Source organism: Cedecea sp. B1(4) (assembly GCF_059414925.1).
Window position 1 is genome coordinate 345,687 of the sequence record NZ_JCAHMZ010000002.1, and the last position, 14,973, is coordinate 360,659.

At 55.9% G+C, this 14,973-nt stretch carries 15 protein-coding genes; 8 read left to right on the top strand and 7 right to left on the bottom strand.

Annotation, left to right across the window (positions count from 1 at the left end; translation table 11 throughout):
• Positions 1-48: 48 nt before the first annotated feature.
• The 3 genes from prs to lolB all read right to left on the bottom strand — a co-directional run bounded on the left by prs (position 49) and on the right by lolB (position 2,615).
• A complete protein-coding gene (prs, locus tag ACR6JA_RS05090) occupies positions 49-996 on the bottom strand; it encodes a ribose-phosphate diphosphokinase (RefSeq protein ID WP_008454180.1) in 948 nt (315 codons plus the stop codon).
• Positions 997-1,122: 126 nt separating this feature from the next.
• Positions 1,123-1,989 carry a 4-(cytidine 5'-diphospho)-2-C-methyl-D-erythritol kinase gene (gene ispE, locus ACR6JA_RS05095; RefSeq protein WP_494493260.1) on the bottom strand — a complete coding sequence of 289 codons (867 nt, stop codon included), beginning with the start codon at positions 1,987-1,989 and terminating at the stop codon, positions 1,123-1,125.
• Positions 1,990-1,991: 2 nt separating this feature from the next.
• Entirely contained in the window at positions 1,992-2,615 is a 624-nt protein-coding gene (lolB, locus tag ACR6JA_RS05100; protein ID WP_213716044.1) for a lipoprotein insertase outer membrane protein LolB, read from the bottom strand.
• Between the two features lie 202 nt (positions 2,616-2,817).
• Between lolB and hemA the strand changes: the two genes are divergently transcribed.
• Genes hemA through kdsA form a run of 6 tightly spaced genes read left to right on the top strand, consistent with a single transcriptional unit; the run spans position 2,818 to position 8,124 of the window.
• Positions 2,818-4,074, top strand: a complete 1,257-nt coding sequence (gene hemA / locus ACR6JA_RS05105; protein ID WP_008454185.1) for a glutamyl-tRNA reductase — start codon at positions 2,818-2,820, stop codon at positions 4,072-4,074.
• A gap of 36 nt (positions 4,075-4,110) precedes the next feature.
• Entirely contained in the window at positions 4,111-5,193 is a 1,083-nt protein-coding gene (gene prfA / locus ACR6JA_RS05110; RefSeq protein WP_008454187.1) for a peptide chain release factor 1, read from the top strand.
• Positions 5,193-6,023 (top strand): peptide chain release factor N(5)-glutamine methyltransferase, encoded by an 831-nt coding sequence (gene prmC, locus ACR6JA_RS05115; RefSeq protein WP_494492988.1) that lies wholly within the window; start codon positions 5,193-5,195, stop codon positions 6,021-6,023. Before prfA ends, prmC begins: the two co-directional genes overlap by 1 nt.
• Before the next feature lie 20 nt (positions 6,024-6,043).
• Positions 6,044-6,433 carry a SirB2 family protein gene (locus tag ACR6JA_RS05120; RefSeq protein WP_008454190.1) on the top strand — a complete coding sequence of 130 codons (390 nt, stop codon included), beginning with the start codon at positions 6,044-6,046 and terminating at the stop codon, positions 6,431-6,433.
• Positions 6,434-6,435: 2 nt separating this feature from the next.
• Positions 6,436-7,245 carry an invasion regulator SirB1 gene (gene sirB1, locus ACR6JA_RS05125; protein ID WP_008454192.1) on the top strand — a complete coding sequence of 270 codons (810 nt, stop codon included), beginning with the start codon at positions 6,436-6,438 and terminating at the stop codon, positions 7,243-7,245.
• 24 nt (positions 7,246-7,269) lie between these two features.
• Complete coding sequence (gene kdsA, locus ACR6JA_RS05130; protein WP_008454194.1) at positions 7,270-8,124, top strand: 3-deoxy-8-phosphooctulonate synthase; 855 nt, start codon at positions 7,270-7,272, stop codon at positions 8,122-8,124.
• A gap of 158 nt (positions 8,125-8,282) precedes the next feature.
• Here the strand turns inward: kdsA and chaA are convergent, their stop codons facing one another.
• Positions 8,283-9,386: a sodium-potassium/proton antiporter ChaA gene (chaA, locus tag ACR6JA_RS05135; RefSeq protein WP_213716041.1), complete on the bottom strand. Its 1,104-nt coding sequence runs from the start codon at positions 9,384-9,386 to the stop codon at positions 8,283-8,285.
• Between the two features lie 572 nt (positions 9,387-9,958).
• On the opposite strand from chaA, the gene ACR6JA_RS05140 reads away from it, so the two are divergent.
• Positions 9,959-10,654: a gamma-glutamylcyclotransferase gene (locus tag ACR6JA_RS05140; protein WP_494492989.1), complete on the top strand. Its 696-nt coding sequence runs from the start codon at positions 9,959-9,961 to the stop codon at positions 10,652-10,654.
• Positions 10,655-10,689: 35 nt separating this feature from the next.
• Here ACR6JA_RS05140 and ACR6JA_RS05145 read toward each other — a convergent pair whose 3' ends face one another.
• The 3 genes from ACR6JA_RS05145 to ACR6JA_RS05155 all read right to left on the bottom strand — a co-directional run bounded on the left by ACR6JA_RS05145 (position 10,690) and on the right by ACR6JA_RS05155 (position 13,409).
• Entirely contained in the window at positions 10,690-10,935 is a 246-nt protein-coding gene (locus ACR6JA_RS05145; RefSeq protein ID WP_213716039.1) for a DUF1883 domain-containing protein, read from the bottom strand.
• Between the two features lie 222 nt (positions 10,936-11,157).
• Positions 11,158-12,945, bottom strand: a complete 1,788-nt coding sequence (locus tag ACR6JA_RS05150) for a methyl-accepting chemotaxis protein (protein WP_494492990.1) — start codon at positions 12,943-12,945, stop codon at positions 11,158-11,160.
• A gap of 110 nt (positions 12,946-13,055) precedes the next feature.
• Positions 13,056-13,409, bottom strand: a complete 354-nt coding sequence (locus ACR6JA_RS05155; protein WP_166873277.1) for a DsrE/DsrF/TusD sulfur relay family protein — start codon at positions 13,407-13,409, stop codon at positions 13,056-13,058.
• A 161-nt stretch (positions 13,410-13,570) separates the two neighbouring features.
• On the opposite strand from ACR6JA_RS05155, the gene ACR6JA_RS05160 reads away from it, so the two are divergent.
• Positions 13,571-14,971, top strand: a complete 1,401-nt coding sequence (locus ACR6JA_RS05160) for a YchO/YchP family invasin (RefSeq protein ID WP_494492991.1) — start codon at positions 13,571-13,573, stop codon at positions 14,969-14,971.
• Positions 14,972-14,973: the final 2 nt, after the last annotated feature.

A 14,973-nucleotide genomic window follows, 5' to 3' on the forward strand; every position in this document is an offset into this window, starting at 1 on the left:
TTCAAAAACGAAAAAACCCGCCGCAGCGGGTTTTAAAAGCAATGTCTATCAGTGCTCGAACATCGCAGAGATAGATTCTTCGTTGCTGATACGACGAATGGCTTCTGCCAGCATACCGGACAGGGTCAGGGTACGGACGTTTGGCAGGGCTTTGATTTCATCAGACAGCGGGATGGTATCGCAGACAATCACTTCGTCGATCACCGAGTTGCGCAGGTTGTGCACCGCGTTACCGGAGAAGATAGGGTGAGTGGCATAGGCGAATACGCGTTTAGCGCCGCGTTCTTTCAGCGCTTCAGCTGCTTTACACAGGGTGCCGCCGGTATCAATCATGTCGTCAACCAGCACGCAATCACGGCCGGACACGTCACCGATGATATGCATAACCTGGGAAACGTTAGCGCGCGGACGGCGCTTGTCGATGATAGCCATATCGGTGTCGTTCAGCAGCTTAGCGATAGCACGGGCACGTACCACGCCGCCGATGTCCGGGGAAACCACGATTGGGTTTTCCAGGCCGATTTGCAGCATATCTTCCAGCAGAATTGGGCTACCGAAGACGTTGTCTACCGGGACGTCAAAGAAGCCCTGGATTTGTTCAGCGTGCAGGTCCACGGTGAGAACACGGTCAACCCCTACGCTTGAGAGGAAGTCAGCAACGACTTTCGCAGTGATGGGTACACGAGCGGAGCGCACGCGGCGGTCCTGACGAGCGTAGCCAAAGTAAGGGATAACAGCGGTGATACGACCTGCAGAAGCGCGGCGCAGGGCATCAACCATAACAACCAATTCCATCAGGTTGTCGTTCGTTGGGGCACAGGTGGACTGGATGATGAAAATATCACCACCGCGTACATTTTCGTTGATTTGTACGCTTACTTCACCGTCGCTAAAGCGACCGACGGCGGCGTCACCAAGGGAGGTGTACAGGCGGTTGGCAATACGTTGTGCTAGTTCCGGGGTGGCGTTACCAGCAAAAAGCTTCATATCAGGCACGAGAAGAACCTCAGGCATGCGTCCAGTGGCGGATGGTTGCTACCGCATTAATGTGCGGGCGGGGTAGCCCCCATCCAGGCGGTGTATTAAAGAGCACGATGCAACGTCTGAAACGAGGTGACGTTGTCACCAATGCCCAGCTTGCCCGGATATGGCCTGATGCAGCGGAGATCTATTAACGCCTCGCGCAACAAACCCATGCAGCCATTCCGGGGCTTGCTCAAGCACCTGCCGGGCGGCGTGCTCGGTGTTAAATTCAGCAAACACACAAGCGCCGGTGCCGGTCAGGCGCGACGGCGCGTATTCTAACAGCCAGGAAAGCGCGGCATCAACCTCGCGAAAACGTTTTCTTGCGATAACCTCACAATCGTTGACAAATTCACATTTTAGCAACGTCGTAATTGACCTGACCGGGGTTTCGCGCGGGAGGTCAGGATCGCCAAAAATGATCGGCGTTGGAATACTGACGCCCGGATGAGCAACCAGGTACCATTTTTCTTCAGGTTCAACCGGCGTCAGGATTTCACCGACGCCTTCAGCAAAGGCGGCGTGGCCCCTGACAAATACCGGCACGTCGGCACCAAGGCGAATGCCCAGCGCGGCCAGTTCGTCTTCGCTGCAGCCGGTTTTCCAGAGCTGGTTCAGCGCCACCAGTACGGTAGCCGCGTTGGAGGAGCCGCCGCCCAGTCCGCCGCCCATCGGAAGCTGCTTCTCAACGCCGAGATCTGCCCCTGCGTCAGCGGGCAGGGTGCCTTTTTCTGCCGCGTATTCCATCAGCATACGGGCGGCGCGCACAATCAGGTTTTCTTCATCAGGCACGCCGTCAATCGGCGTTACCAGCCGAATGACGCCGTCGGGACGCGGTTCGATGGTGAGCGTATCGCCATAATCAAGAAACTGAAACAGCGTCTGCAGGTTGTGATAACCGTCGGCACGGCGGCCGGTGATGTACAGAAACAGGTTCAGTTTTGCAGGGGCAGGCCAGCGGGAAATCATTATTTCACCGTCCAGCTGTCCATTTTCAGCTTGATACGCTGGTCGCCTTCGCGCAATTCCATGTTGGACGGCAGAGAAGGTTGGGTTTTAGTGTCGTAATCGCTGTACACCACTTTCCAGGTTTTGCCGCCCTGGGTGTAGTTTACTTCGCGCAGGCGGTACTGGTCGTCCAGCTTGTAGTCCGTGGAGTCGCCCGGCAGGCCAAGCATCCACTGACGCAGGCTGTTCAGCGGAATAGGCATCCCGGTCAGCTTGCCGATCATCTCTTCCGCATCTGTGGCGGTGTAGCGCTTGCCGTCGCGGTCGGTTAACTGAACCCGATCCGGCTGAGCGTTAAGCTCAAGTTCGGTGCTGCCGAGCGGGTTGGTCAGCAGCAGGCGGTAACGGTCCGGGGCAGTTTGCTGCCAGTTAAAGCGGGCATATACCTTTTGGCTATCGGAGAGATAAGCAAAAGCGCCACGCGTCTGATACTGGGTGATTTTTTGCACTTGTTGCTGGTGTTCTAACCACTGCGGCGAGTCAGGACTTTTGCCCGGGCCGCTCGGTTGGTTGACTGAACAGGCGGCCAGCACGAGGCTGGCAAGGGGCAGAAGGCGCATCAGGCGGGCTTTTGGCATCAACATGGCGGCAGCAAATCCTTAAATTCATTTTTGTGGTCAACCGTTCATGCTAGCGGGCGGGCGGCAGGGCGTCTACGGTCATGTTGTCTTAAATCATAAATCATCCACTTACTCCACAAGGGGAAGCTCTCTTTTATTGATTCGGCTCATCCTGTATGATGCGACCAGAAATCCTTATCAACATCGGTATTACTCAGACCGCTCCATGACCCTGTTAGCGTTAGGAATTAACCACAAAACCGCGCCGGTATCGCTGCGAGAACGTGTAACGTTTTCGCCAGACACGCTCGACCAGGCGTTGGGCAGTTTGCTGGAACAGCCTATGGTTCAGGGCGGAGTGGTGCTGTCGACCTGCAACAGAACCGAGTTATATCTGAGCGTTGAGCAACAGGAAAATCTGCACGAAGGGCTGGTGCGCTGGCTGTGCGATTACCATAACCTCAACGAAGAGGAAGTGCGTAAAAGCCTTTACTGGCACCACGATAACGATGCCGTCAGCCATCTGATGCGCGTGGCCAGCGGCCTGGATTCACTGGTGCTGGGCGAACCGCAGATCCTCGGGCAGGTAAAAAAAGCCTTTGCCGACTCCCAAAAAGGCCATTCGCTTTCCAGCGAGCTGGAGCGCATGTTCCAGAAGTCCTTCTCCGTTGCCAAGCGCGTGCGCACCGAAACCGACATTGGCGCCAGCGCCGTTTCCGTCGCGTTTGCCGCCTGCACCCTGGCACGGCAAATCTTTGAATCTCTCTCCTCGGTAACTGTCCTGCTGGTCGGTGCCGGAGAGACTATCGAACTGGTTGCCCGCCATCTGCGCGAGCATAAAGTTGAGAAGATGATTATCGCCAACCGTACCCGAGAACGCGCTCAGGTGCTGGCCGATGAGGTCGGCGCGGAAGTGATTAGCCTGAGTGAAATTGACGAACGTCTGGCGGATGCCGATATCATCATCAGTTCTACCGCCAGCCCGCTGCCTATCATTGGCAAGGGGATGATGGAACGCGCGCTTAAAGCCCGTCGTAACCAGCCGATGCTGTTGGTAGACATCGCCGTACCGCGTGACGTTGAACCCGAAGTCGGTAAGCTGGCGAACGCCTACCTTTACAGCGTGGACGACCTGCAGGCCATTATTCAGAGCAACCTCGCGCAGCGCAAAGCGGCGGCGGTTGAGGCTGAAACTATCGTGGCGCAGGAATGCAGTGAATTTATGGCCTGGCTGCGCGCGCAAAGCGCCTCCGAGACCATTCGCGAATACCGTAGTCAGGCAGAGCAGGTGAGAGACGACCTCGCTGCCAAAGCGCTGGCTGCCCTACAACAGGGCGGCGACGCGGAATCCGTACTGCAGGATCTGGCCTGGAAACTGACCAATCGCCTGATTCATGCCCCAACCAAATCGCTCACGCAGGCTGCCCGTGACGGGGACGACGAACGCCTGCAAATCCTGCGTAACAGCCTCGGGCTGGATTAGCACACACAACTCTTATTACAAGGTGAACCACCGCCCATGAAGCCTTCTATTGTTGCCAAACTGGAAGCCTTGCAGGAGCGCCATGAAGAAGTTCAGGCCCTGCTAGGCGATGCCTCGACCATTGCCGATCAGGACCGTTTCCGCGCCCTGTCTCGTGAATATGCCCAGTTAAGCGATGTATCGCGCTGTTTCCTGCAATGGCGTCAGGTACAGGAAGACATTGAAACCGCAGAAAGTATGCTCGGCGACCCGGAAATGCGCGAAATGGCGCAGGAAGAGCTGGCCGAAGCCAAAGCCAGCAGCGAAGAGCTGGAGCAGCAGCTTCAGGTTCTGCTGCTGCCAAAAGATCCCGACGATGAGCGCAATGCGTTTGTCGAAGTTCGTGCCGGCACCGGCGGGGACGAAGCTGCGCTGTTTGCCGGCGATCTGTTCCGCATGTACAGCCGCTATGCCGAAGCCCGCCGCTGGCGCATTGAAATCATCAGCGCCAACGAAGGCGAGCACGGCGGCTTCAAAGAAGTGATCGCAAAAATCAGCGGCGAGGGCGTCTATGGTCGCCTGAAATTTGAATCCGGCGGCCACCGCGTGCAGCGTGTTCCGGCCACGGAATCCCAGGGACGTATTCATACTTCCGCGTGTACCGTGGCGGTGATGCCGGAAATCCCAGAGGCGGAACTGCCGGACATTAACCCGGCGGATCTGCGCATCGATACCTTCCGTTCCTCTGGGGCGGGTGGGCAGCACGTTAACACCACCGACTCCGCAATCCGTATTACTCACTTGCCGACCGGCATTGTGGTGGAGTGCCAGGACGAACGTTCCCAGCATAAAAACAAAGCCAAAGCGCTTTCCGTGCTGGGGGCGCGAATTCGCGCCGCCGAAGTCGCCAAACGTCAGCAGGAAGAGGCTTCCACTCGCCGTAACCTGCTCGGCTCCGGCGACCGCTCTGACCGCAACCGTACCTACAACTTCCCGCAGGGGCGCGTGACCGATCACCGCATTAACCTGACGCTTTACCGTCTGGATGAAGTGATGGAAGGGAAAATCGACGCCCTGATCGAGCCGATTGTGCAGGAGTTCCAGGCCGATCAGCTCGCGGCGCTGTCCGAGCAGGATTAATGGAGTTTCAGTCATGGCTTCGCCAGGCCGTTCAGCGCCTGGCGCAAAGCGAAAGCCCAAAGCGAGATGCGGAGATTTTATTGGGGTTTGTCACCTGCAAATCCCGCACGTTTATCCTCGCTTTTGGTGAAACCTCGCTGACGCCAGCCCAGCAAGCCGAGCTTGATGGGCTTCTGGCTCTCCGGGAACGCGGTGAACCGATTGCACATCTTGTGGGCGAACGTGAGTTCTGGTCGCTGCCGCTGCGCGTTTCTCCGGTGACGCTGATTCCTCGCCCTGATACCGAATGTCTCGTCGAACATGCGTTAACCAAGCTGCCGAAAACCCCGTGCGCAATGTTAGATCTTGGCACCGGGACGGGCGCTATCGCTCTGGCGCTGGCCAGCGAACGTCCTGACTGCGACGTCACCGCGCTGGACGTGGTGCCGGAAGCGGTAGCGCTGGCGAAAACGAACGCAGAAAACCTGGGCATAACCAACGTCAGGGTGTTGCAAAGCCACTGGTTTAACGCCCTTGATGCCCAGCGCTTTGCGCTGATTGTCAGTAATCCACCGTATATCGACGAAGCCGATCCGCACCTCAGTGAAGGTGACGTTCGCTTTGAACCGAAAAGCGCGCTGGTAGCGGACAATCATGGTCTGGCCGATTTAGAAACTCTGGTTAACGATTCACGCCGTTTTCTTGAGCCCGGTGGCTGGCTGGTGCTGGAGCACGGCTGGACGCAGGGCGAAAGCGTGCAGCGCTTGCTGCGGGACGCCGGTTTTACCGAGGTTGCAACCTACAAAGATTATGGCGATAACGATCGCCTGACGTCAGGACGCTATCTTTGACTTATTAAGGAACAGACATTTTGGCGACTTATTTTTCACTTAAATATCTGCATATTTTCACCGTCGTTATTTCAATCAGCCTGTTTGTTTTACGCTACTGGTGGCAATATCGCGGGTCTGTGATGTCCGGCAAGCGCTGGGTGCGCATCGTACCGCACGTTAATGATACGCTGTTATTGATCAGCGGTTTTGCGCTGGTTATGGTTACGCATTTCTATCCTTTTACGCCGCAGGGAACGTGGCTGACTGAAAAGCTGTTTGGCGTTATTATCTATATCGCTTTAGGTTTTATCGCGCTGGGAAAACGTCCGCGCAGCCAGCAGGTTCGTTGGTTTGCTTTTCTGCTGGGGCTGGTGGTGCTTTACATCATCATAAAACTCGCCACCACTAAAATACCGATATTGGGGTAAGTATGAAGTCGTTAGCCGATTTCGAATTTAATCAGGCACCGCTCTGCGAGGGCATGATTCTGGTCTCGCAGCTGATTCGGGATGATTTCCCGACCGCAGAAGTGAAAGCACAGCTCGGGGAACTGGTGAAGCTGGCAAAAGAAGAGATTTGCCTGGGGACACATCCCGACCTGCAGCTGGAAAAACTGCTGGAACTCTTTTACGGCGAATGGGGCTTTAAGGACTCAGGCGGCGTGTATCGCCTGTCCGACGCCCTGTGGCTGGACAACGTTTTAAAAAGTCGCCAGGGGAGCGCGGTTTCCCTTGGGGCAATTTTGCTGTGGCTTGCCGAGCAGCTTGATATTCCGCTGATGCCGGTGATTTTTCCGACGCAGCTTATTCTGCGTGCCGACTGGATGGACGGCGAAATGTGGCTTATCAATCCGTTTAACGGCGATACGCTGGATGAGCACACGCTGGAAGTGTGGATCAAGGGCAATATTAACCCGACGGCGGAGCTTTTCGACGAAGATCTTGACGAGTCCGACAACGCGGAGGTGATCCGCAAGCTGCTGGATACGCTCAAGTCCGCGCTGATGGAGGAGCGGCAGATGGAGATGGCGCTGCGCGCCAGCGAAGTACTGCTGCAGTTTAATCCGGAAGATCCGTACGAAATTCGCGACCGCGGCCTGATTTATGCGCAGCTGGACTGCGAGCACGTGGCGCTCAACGACTTGAGCTATTTTGTTGAGCAGTGCCCGGAAGATCCGATTAGCGAAATGATTAAGGCGCAAATCAATTCGATTGCGCACAAGCAGATTACCCTGCATTAAGTTCACACCTGATAAGGCGAACATATGAAACAAAAAGTGGTTAACATTGGCGATATCAACGTCGCAAACGACCTGCCGTTTGTGCTGTTTGGCGGCATGAATGTGCTGGAGTCCCGCGACCTGGCGATGCGCATCTGCGAACACTACGTGACCGTGACCCAAAAACTGGGTATCCCGTACGTGTTCAAAGCCTCTTTTGATAAAGCTAACCGTTCATCCATTCACTCCTACCGTGGCCCGGGCCTGGAAGAGGGCATGAAGATTTTCCAGGAGCTGAAGCAGACCTTCGGCGTGAAAATCATTACCGACGTGCATGAAGCTCACCAGGCACAGCCTGTGGCTGACGTGGTTGATGTGATTCAACTGCCAGCTTTCCTGGCTCGCCAGACCGACCTGGTTGAAGCGATGGCCAAAACCGGCGCCGTCATCAACGTGAAGAAGCCACAGTTCGTCAGCCCTGGTCAGATGGGCAACATCGTGGATAAATTCGCCGAAGGCGGCAACGACAAAATCATCCTGTGCGATCGCGGCACGCAATTCGGCTACGACAACCTGGTTGTCGACATGCTGGGCTTCAGCGTGATGAAGCAGGTCTCTAACGGCGCGCCGGTGATTTTCGATGTCACCCACGCGCTGCAATGCCGTGACCCGTTTGGTGCGGCGTCAAGCGGTCGTCGTGCGCAGGTGACTGAACTGGCTCGCGCCGGGATGGCTACTGGCCTCGCTGGTCTGTTTATTGAAGCGCACCCGGACCCGGATAACGCCCGCTGCGACGGCCCATCTGCGCTGCCGCTGGCGAAGCTGGAAGCTTTCCTGACCCAGATTAAAGCGATTGACGATCTGGTGAAGAACTTCGAGCCGCTGGACACCAGCAAGTAATTGCTGCAAAAAAGAAAACCCGCTTCGGCGGGTTTTTTTATATTTGGAACCCTCCCTTGAGGGAGACTGCGAAATGAGTCCGTAGTGGCCTGATGCTCTCCCCGTGGGAGGAGGAGCAAATATTAAAGACCGCCTTTACAGGCGGTCTTGCTGTTTACTTAGGCAAAGATTGTCATCAGGTAGGCAGCAAACAGCGCCAGGTGCGCGGTGCCGTTAAGCACGTTGGTGCGTCCGGTGGAGAACGAAATCTGGCACAGGACCAGCGCCGCCATCATCACCACCATCTGCGGCATGCCTAGGGCGAAAACCAGGTCGTTGCCGGTGAACCAGGCAATCAGCGTCACCGCCGGTACGGTAAGAGAAATGGTGGCGAGCACGGAACCGAAGAACAGGTTCATGGCGCGCTGCACTTGGTTGCTCAGCACCGCTTTTAACGCGCCCAACCCTTCCGGAGACAGAATCAGCAAGGCGACCAGGAAGCCGGTGAACTGGGCTGGGGCATCCATCGCGTCCAGAAGATGCTCCAGCGGGTTGGCGTTCATCTTGGTCACGGCAATCACTGCAATCAGGTGGACGATAAGCCAGGCCGTATGCCATGCGGAGCTGTGCGCGGATGGCTTGCCGTGGTGCGGGTCGTCGCTGTCGCCTTCATCTTCGTGCTCGTAAACAAACAGGCTCTGGTGCGTTTTCGTCTGAATCAGCAGGAACACGCCGTACATGGCGGCAGAGATCAGCGCTACAAGCAGGGACTGGCCCAGAGAGAAATTGCCGCCCGGAAGCGCCATCGGGAACACCAGCACGATCACCGCCAGCGGGAACAGCGCGATCAGGTACTGTTTAATACCAAACAGGTTCATGTACTGCGTGGCAAATTTGCGACCGCCCATCAACAGGGAGAAGCCCACAAGGCCGCCGGTCACAATCATGATGATGGAATAGAGCGTGTCGCGCATCAGCGTCGGGGCTGCATCGCCGGTGGCCATCAGCGCGGAAATCAGACTAACTTCAAGAATAACGACCGACAGGCTCAGAATCAGTGAGCCGTAGGGTTCACCCAGACGGTGCGCCAGCACGTCCGCGTGGCGAACAACGCTAAAGGCACTGCTCAGAATGGCGACCAGCGCCAAAATATTGATGCCGACAACCACCGGCAGGGACTGGCTTGACCCCCACATCGCCAGTACCGCCAGTGCCAGTACCGGGAAAATGAGAGAACTCTCCTTGTGGCGGGTTTTTACCGCCTCATGTTGTGTTTTTGTCATTCAACTTCTCCATCTCTGCAGGCGATAACCTGTTTTGATCATTATAGTCAGGTTTTTGAAGTCATATAAACTAGCAAAAAACCGTTACTTTTAGTCAAAAATTTACTTATTTTTACGGCATTTATTTAAATTTATGGCTGGTGCACCAAAAGGTCGTGTATTCTTTATTTAATTTAAATAAAACATATCGATATGAATCTCATTAAATCAAATAACCACTGTTTTCGACGGTGTTTTCCCCGGGTGTTGGCACGAAAATCACAACCTGATCGCGAAATCAGTATGTTAGAGATAGAGTAACGAGCGAGTGCATTGTTTACCAAAAGAAGTGTTATGAAAATTAACCCTCCATTATGTGTGACTAATTTATTGGCGACAGGGTAACACACATCAGTCTGACAAGAAAAAATGACAATTTATCTGTTTTGTGATCGCTATCATGCTTGCCAGCGCGCGGTGAATTGCTTATGGTCTTGATATATTGCTCTATTAGTAGGCAAAAGTTGTCAATAAATGCCGGGAAGGCGCAGCGTGTGCAGTCGCACGGAAGCAAGCAGTGGCGGAGGTATATCGTGTTAACGCGTGATTTCTTAATGAAAGCGGATTGTAAGACGGCTTTTGGTGCCATTGAGGAATCGTTACTGTGGTCCCCTGAGCAGCGTTCGGCGTCTCTTGCCGCCACGCTCGCTTGTCGCCCAGACCAAAGTCCGGTATGGCTCTTTGGTTACGGTTCACTGATGTGGAACCCGGCTTTTGAATTTGAAGAGTCAGCCCCCGGCATGCTGGTGGGCTGGCATCGTGCATTTTGCCTACGGTTGACGGCGGGGCGTGGAACCGCCTGCCGCCCTGGACGTATGCTCGCGCTTAAAGAGGGCGGCAGAACGACCGGGCTGGCTTACCGGTTGCCGGAGGCAGGCCTGGAAGACGAACTGACGCTGGTCTGGAAGCGGGAGATGATTACCGGCTGCTATATGCCAACCTGGTGCAAACTCGGGTTGGACGATGGGCGGATGGTCAACGCGCTGGTGTTCATTATGGACCCGCGTCACCCGCTTTATGAGGCGGATACCCGGGCAGAAACCATCGCACCGCTGATCGCTTCTGCCAGCGGGCCGCTGGGCACCAATGCTCAGTATCTTTTTTCGCTCGAGCAGGAAATGAAAAAGCACGGAATGAAGGACGATTGTATGTCCGAACTGGCAAACCAGGTGCGGGCCTGGCTGAGCGGGCATGAGGATAACAGCGGGCTGCTGCCTGGTTTTGCATAGTAAGAAAAAGGCCACCGAAAGGTGGCCTCAGTGTTTTATGCCGGAACAAAACTGATGGAGTGCTCCAGCGACTGGGTATGACTGTCGATCAGCACCTTCCAGGTCCCGCTATAGGGCACGGCGATATAGGCCGACTGGCGATTTTGCACGCTTAGCACGTCGGCCTCCGTGCTACCGCGCCTGTCTGAGTCGCACATCAAATGGATATGACAGTTATTCGAACAGCGAACCACCACGGTATCGCCACCAAAAAGTTTTAAACTGGCTTTTACTACTGGCATTTTTCACTCCACTTCCGCATCAAACATGGCCTGCTGGCCCCCAAAGGTGCTGTCCTGGTTCGTGATGTTGTTCACAAATCACTCATGGCATCACACCAGAGCCGAGAGGGGTAAATGCTGATGTTGATCAAAAAATGCCGCAACGATTAAACAATAATCATATTGTGCCTGAAACCTTTCAGCTGGCGGGCGTTTCGTTGGCAAACATCCGCCCGCGCACCATTAAATACGGAAATGCCCCGCGGTTTCCGCTAACTCTCCAGCCTGACTTTGCAATGCACCCGCCGCCGCCGCGGATTCCACTACCAGTTCAGCATTCTGCTGTACCATATTGTCCAGATGGGTCACCGCGTGATTAATCTCCTGAATCCCTTTCATCTGTTCGTCGGTTGAGAGGGTTATCTCGCGCATGATGACCAAAACGCTGCCGACGCTTTGTTCTATTTTGTCCATCGCCTCACCGGCCTGGCGCACGTAAAGCGAGCCATCGGCAACGCTTGCGGTGGTGGAGTCGATCAGACTTTTGATCTCCTTCGCCGCCTGTGCGCTGCGGCTGGCGAGGTTGCGCACTTCGCCAGCGACCACGGCAAATCCCCGGCCTTGTTCACCCGCGCGGGCAGCCTCAACGGCGGCATTTAGCGCCAGGATGTTGGTCTGGAAAGCGATGCTGTCAATGACGCCGGTAATATCGCCAATCTTGCCGGAGGCCAGCTCAATGGCCTGCATGGTGGTAATAACCTTCGAGACCACTTCACCCCCGCGTTCAGCGGCTTCACCGGCGCTGTGGGCCTGAGTGTTGGCCTGAGCGGCAGAAGTCGTAGAGTTTGCGACAGAGGCTGTGATTTGCTCTACGGCGCTGGCTGTTTCTCGCAGGCTGGAGGCGGCCCGCTCGGTGCGGGCAGAAAGCTCCTGATTGCCTGCAGCAATTTCGTTGGCGGCGACTTTCACCGAGGCGCTTGAATCCCTGAGCTGGGTCATGACTACGCCCAACTTGTCGCTGAAGGCGTTAAAGGCGTGGGCGATTTCCGTCACTTCATCGTGACCCGTTTCCGGCAACCGCTGAGATAAATCATTTGTGCCGTTGCTGATGGCGCGCATCCCGTCGCGAATCGTCCCGAGGCGGCTCATCACCTTGCTAATCAGCAGATGCACAATTGCGCCAGAAATCAGCACCAACCCCAGCAGGGCGATGGCGGAAGCCTTCAGTAAAGCGCGCATCCCGGAGGTGGCATCATGTTCGTCGAGGGCCACGACCAGATACCAATGCGTGCCGCTAATCGGCGTAGCCATCAGCTGTTTGCTTTGCCCGCTGATTATGCCGACGGCGCGATGTATATCGCCGAGTAGCTGAGGTAAATCAGCCTGTTGAACGGCATCAGAAAAGGCTTTCAGCGTCAGGGTCGGATCCTGAGCGGCAATCAATGTCCCATCGCTGTTGATTAGCAGCCCGCTGCTGGCGGGCGTTGGGTGAATGCTGCGCACGTTCGCCACCACGCTGTCCATCGCCACATCCCCCGCGACGACGGCTTTAAGGCTGCCATTTTGCTTAATGGGCACGGCAAAAGTCACGACCAGCTTACCGGTACCGGCATCCACGTAAGGAGCGGTGACGACGGGAGCGTCGTCTTTCACCACCTGCTGATACCACGGGCGCCCGGTGGGGTCGAAGTCGGCCGGTACCCCCGTTGGATCAGAAAATTTTGCGGTTTTATTCGCATAACCGACGTAGATATTGGTGAAGCCGCCGGCTTTGGCCAGTTGAGTGAAGACCGGGATAGGATCTTCACTCAGCGCGGTGTTTTCCAGGGAGCTAACGATCGCCATTTTACCGCTGACCCAGTCGCTGATAGCGACGGAATGGCTCAGGCTGGTGCTGGTTAGTGTGTCGGTGATGGCACGTTGGTTATCGCGGCTGGTGACGGCGTAATTAATGAAGGTGTTGAGACATAGAGCTGAGACCAGGCAAATTGCCGTGACTAAAAGAAGACGTGTACGAAGAGATCTAACCATAATTGTTATCCTGCTGCTGTGTTGTCCTAAGCAAAATATCGGCAACAAATGCAGGTAACTTGATGGCGCGGGAGAGGGTATAAGCAAATAATATTCCCGCGCTGAAATAATTAGAAAGTGAGGGTTTTGTCCGACGCTAACGTCCATTCGGCAAGTTCAACGAGCGTGCCGATGGCAACGCCTTCAATGAGCGGCAGGCTGGTGATCCCGCGCCCGTCGGTACAGGTTTTACAGAGCTTAACCGGCACACCTTGCGCGGTGAGAATCTCGAGCATCTGCTGAATGTTGTATCCCTCAGCTGGCTTCTGACCGCGCAGGCCAGCGGTCACAGCATCGGACATCAGGAACAGTTTTACTTCTGGCTGCGGCTCCTGGTCGCGCAGGGCGATGGCCAGCCGCAAACTATTAAAAAGCGATTCGCTGCCGTACGCCGCCCCGTTGGCAATGATGACTATTTTCTGCATGGGTTTCTCCTTGATGATAACGCTAAGCGTGAGAAGCAGTGTATCGCCCTGAGTTATCGCTGGGTATGATTTGTGCCCGGAAAAGCAGGATTAATCCTGGAGTCGTACATGCATGTGTCCCCGGTGGGTTAAGAGCAAAACCAGTGTGTTATCATTAATCAATGCGTAGATTTGCCGTTCCGCTTTTAACCTTGAGCTGTTTGCTCCCTCGTCCGGGAGGGGCAATGAGTACCTCAAACAACGTTGTTCCCGCGGCCCAAAACCCTTTCTCTTCTCCCGCGGATGACCTGCCGAACATGGGCCTCGCGCCTGAAACCGATGCTGCCGCGCGCAGGATTGCCGCAATGGCGAAGAAGTTTGGCGAAGACAGCATGGTGGACAACGGGCTGGATACCGGCGAGCAGGCGCGACTGTTCGCTTTTACCAGCCTGAGAGATTTACTGGCCGACAAAGTGACCGATGAAACCCAGGCTTTGCTTTCGCCCTGGGGCAAAGCCAGCGTCAATTTGCGGGTGGATGAACACGGGAGCTGGAAGGGCAGCAATGGTTCGCTTTTCACGCCCTGGCAGGACAACAGCCGCTATCTGACCTGGAGCCAGCTCGGCTTTAGCCAGCAAAAATACGGCACCACCGGTAACCTCGGGCTGGGGCAGCGCTGGGTCGCCGGAAGCTGGCTACTGGGCTACAACTCGTTCTACGATAATCAGCTGACTACGCAGCTACAGCGGGCGGGATTTGGCGCCGAAGCCTGGGGCGAATACCTGAGGCTTTCGGCCAATTATTACCAGCCGCTGAACGGCTGGCGCGGGCAAACCGACACGCTTGAGCAGCGCCTGGCCCGGGGCTATGACGTCACGGCGCAGGCCTGGCTGCCGTTTTATCGGCATATTGCGACCAGTCTTAGCTTCGAACAATACTTTGGTGACAACGTCACGCTCTTCGACAGCGATAGCGGATACCGAAACCCAGTCGCGGTGACGATGGGCATTAACTATACGCCCGTGCCGCTGATCACGCTCACGGCCCAGCACAAGCAGGGTGAAAGCGGCGTCGCGCAGGAAAATCTGGGGCTCAAGCTGAATTATCGTTTCGGGGTGCCGCTGCAGAAGCAGCTCTCGGCGGACGAAGTGGCCGCGACCAGCTCCCTGCGCGGCAGCCGCTACGATAGCGTTGAGCGCGAGTCCGCCCCGGTGATGCAGTTCCGCCAGCGTAAAACGTTGTCAGTATTCCTGGCCACGCCGCCGTGGCAGCTGCAGCCGGGAGAAACGGTTTTGCTTAAGCTGCAGGTGAAAGCGACGCATGGCATCCGGCGGCTGGTATGGCAGGGAGATACCCAGGTACTCAGCCTGACGCCGCCGGCACGGCCGCTCAGCACCGACGGCTGGAGCATTATTTTGCCTGCATGGCAGTCAGGTGTCACAAATGAATATCACCTGTCGGTCACTGTGGAAGACGAAAAGGGACAGCGCGTCTCGTCGAATGAGATTGTGCTCCAGCCTGCCGCACCGCTGCTGATTGCCCCCGAAAGTGACCCGCGTTACTCCTTGCTGCCGGAGGAGTAGCC

What these genes read in the sequence shown, in the direction of transcription:
- lolB (WP_213716044.1), bottom strand. Translation starts at nt 2,615, where the DNA reads ATGTTGATGCCAAAAGCCCGCCTGATGCGCCTTCTGCCCCTTGCCAGC.
- hemA (WP_008454185.1), top strand. Translation starts at nt 2,818, where the DNA reads ATGACCCTGTTAGCGTTAGGAATTAACCACAAAACCGCGCCGGTATCG.
- prfA (WP_008454187.1), top strand. Translation starts at nt 4,111, where the DNA reads ATGAAGCCTTCTATTGTTGCCAAACTGGAAGCCTTGCAGGAGCGCCAT.
- prmC (WP_494492988.1), top strand. Translation starts at nt 5,193, where the DNA reads ATGGAGTTTCAGTCATGGCTTCGCCAGGCCGTTCAGCGCCTGGCGCAA.
- sirB1 (WP_008454192.1), top strand. Translation starts at nt 6,436, where the DNA reads ATGAAGTCGTTAGCCGATTTCGAATTTAATCAGGCACCGCTCTGCGAG.
- kdsA (WP_008454194.1), top strand. Translation starts at nt 7,270, where the DNA reads ATGAAACAAAAAGTGGTTAACATTGGCGATATCAACGTCGCAAACGAC.
- chaA (WP_213716041.1), bottom strand. Translation starts at nt 9,386, where the DNA reads ATGACAAAAACACAACATGAGGCGGTAAAAACCCGCCACAAGGAGAGT.
- ACR6JA_RS05145 (WP_213716039.1), bottom strand. Translation starts at nt 10,935, where the DNA reads ATGCCAGTAGTAAAAGCCAGTTTAAAACTTTTTGGTGGCGATACCGTG.
- ACR6JA_RS05150 (WP_494492990.1), bottom strand. Translation starts at nt 12,945, where the DNA reads ATGGTTAGATCTCTTCGTACACGTCTTCTTTTAGTCACGGCAATTTGC.
- ACR6JA_RS05155 (WP_166873277.1), bottom strand. Translation starts at nt 13,409, where the DNA reads ATGCAGAAAATAGTCATCATTGCCAACGGGGCGGCGTACGGCAGCGAA.
- ACR6JA_RS05160 (WP_494492991.1), top strand. Translation starts at nt 13,571, where the DNA reads ATGCGTAGATTTGCCGTTCCGCTTTTAACCTTGAGCTGTTTGCTCCCT.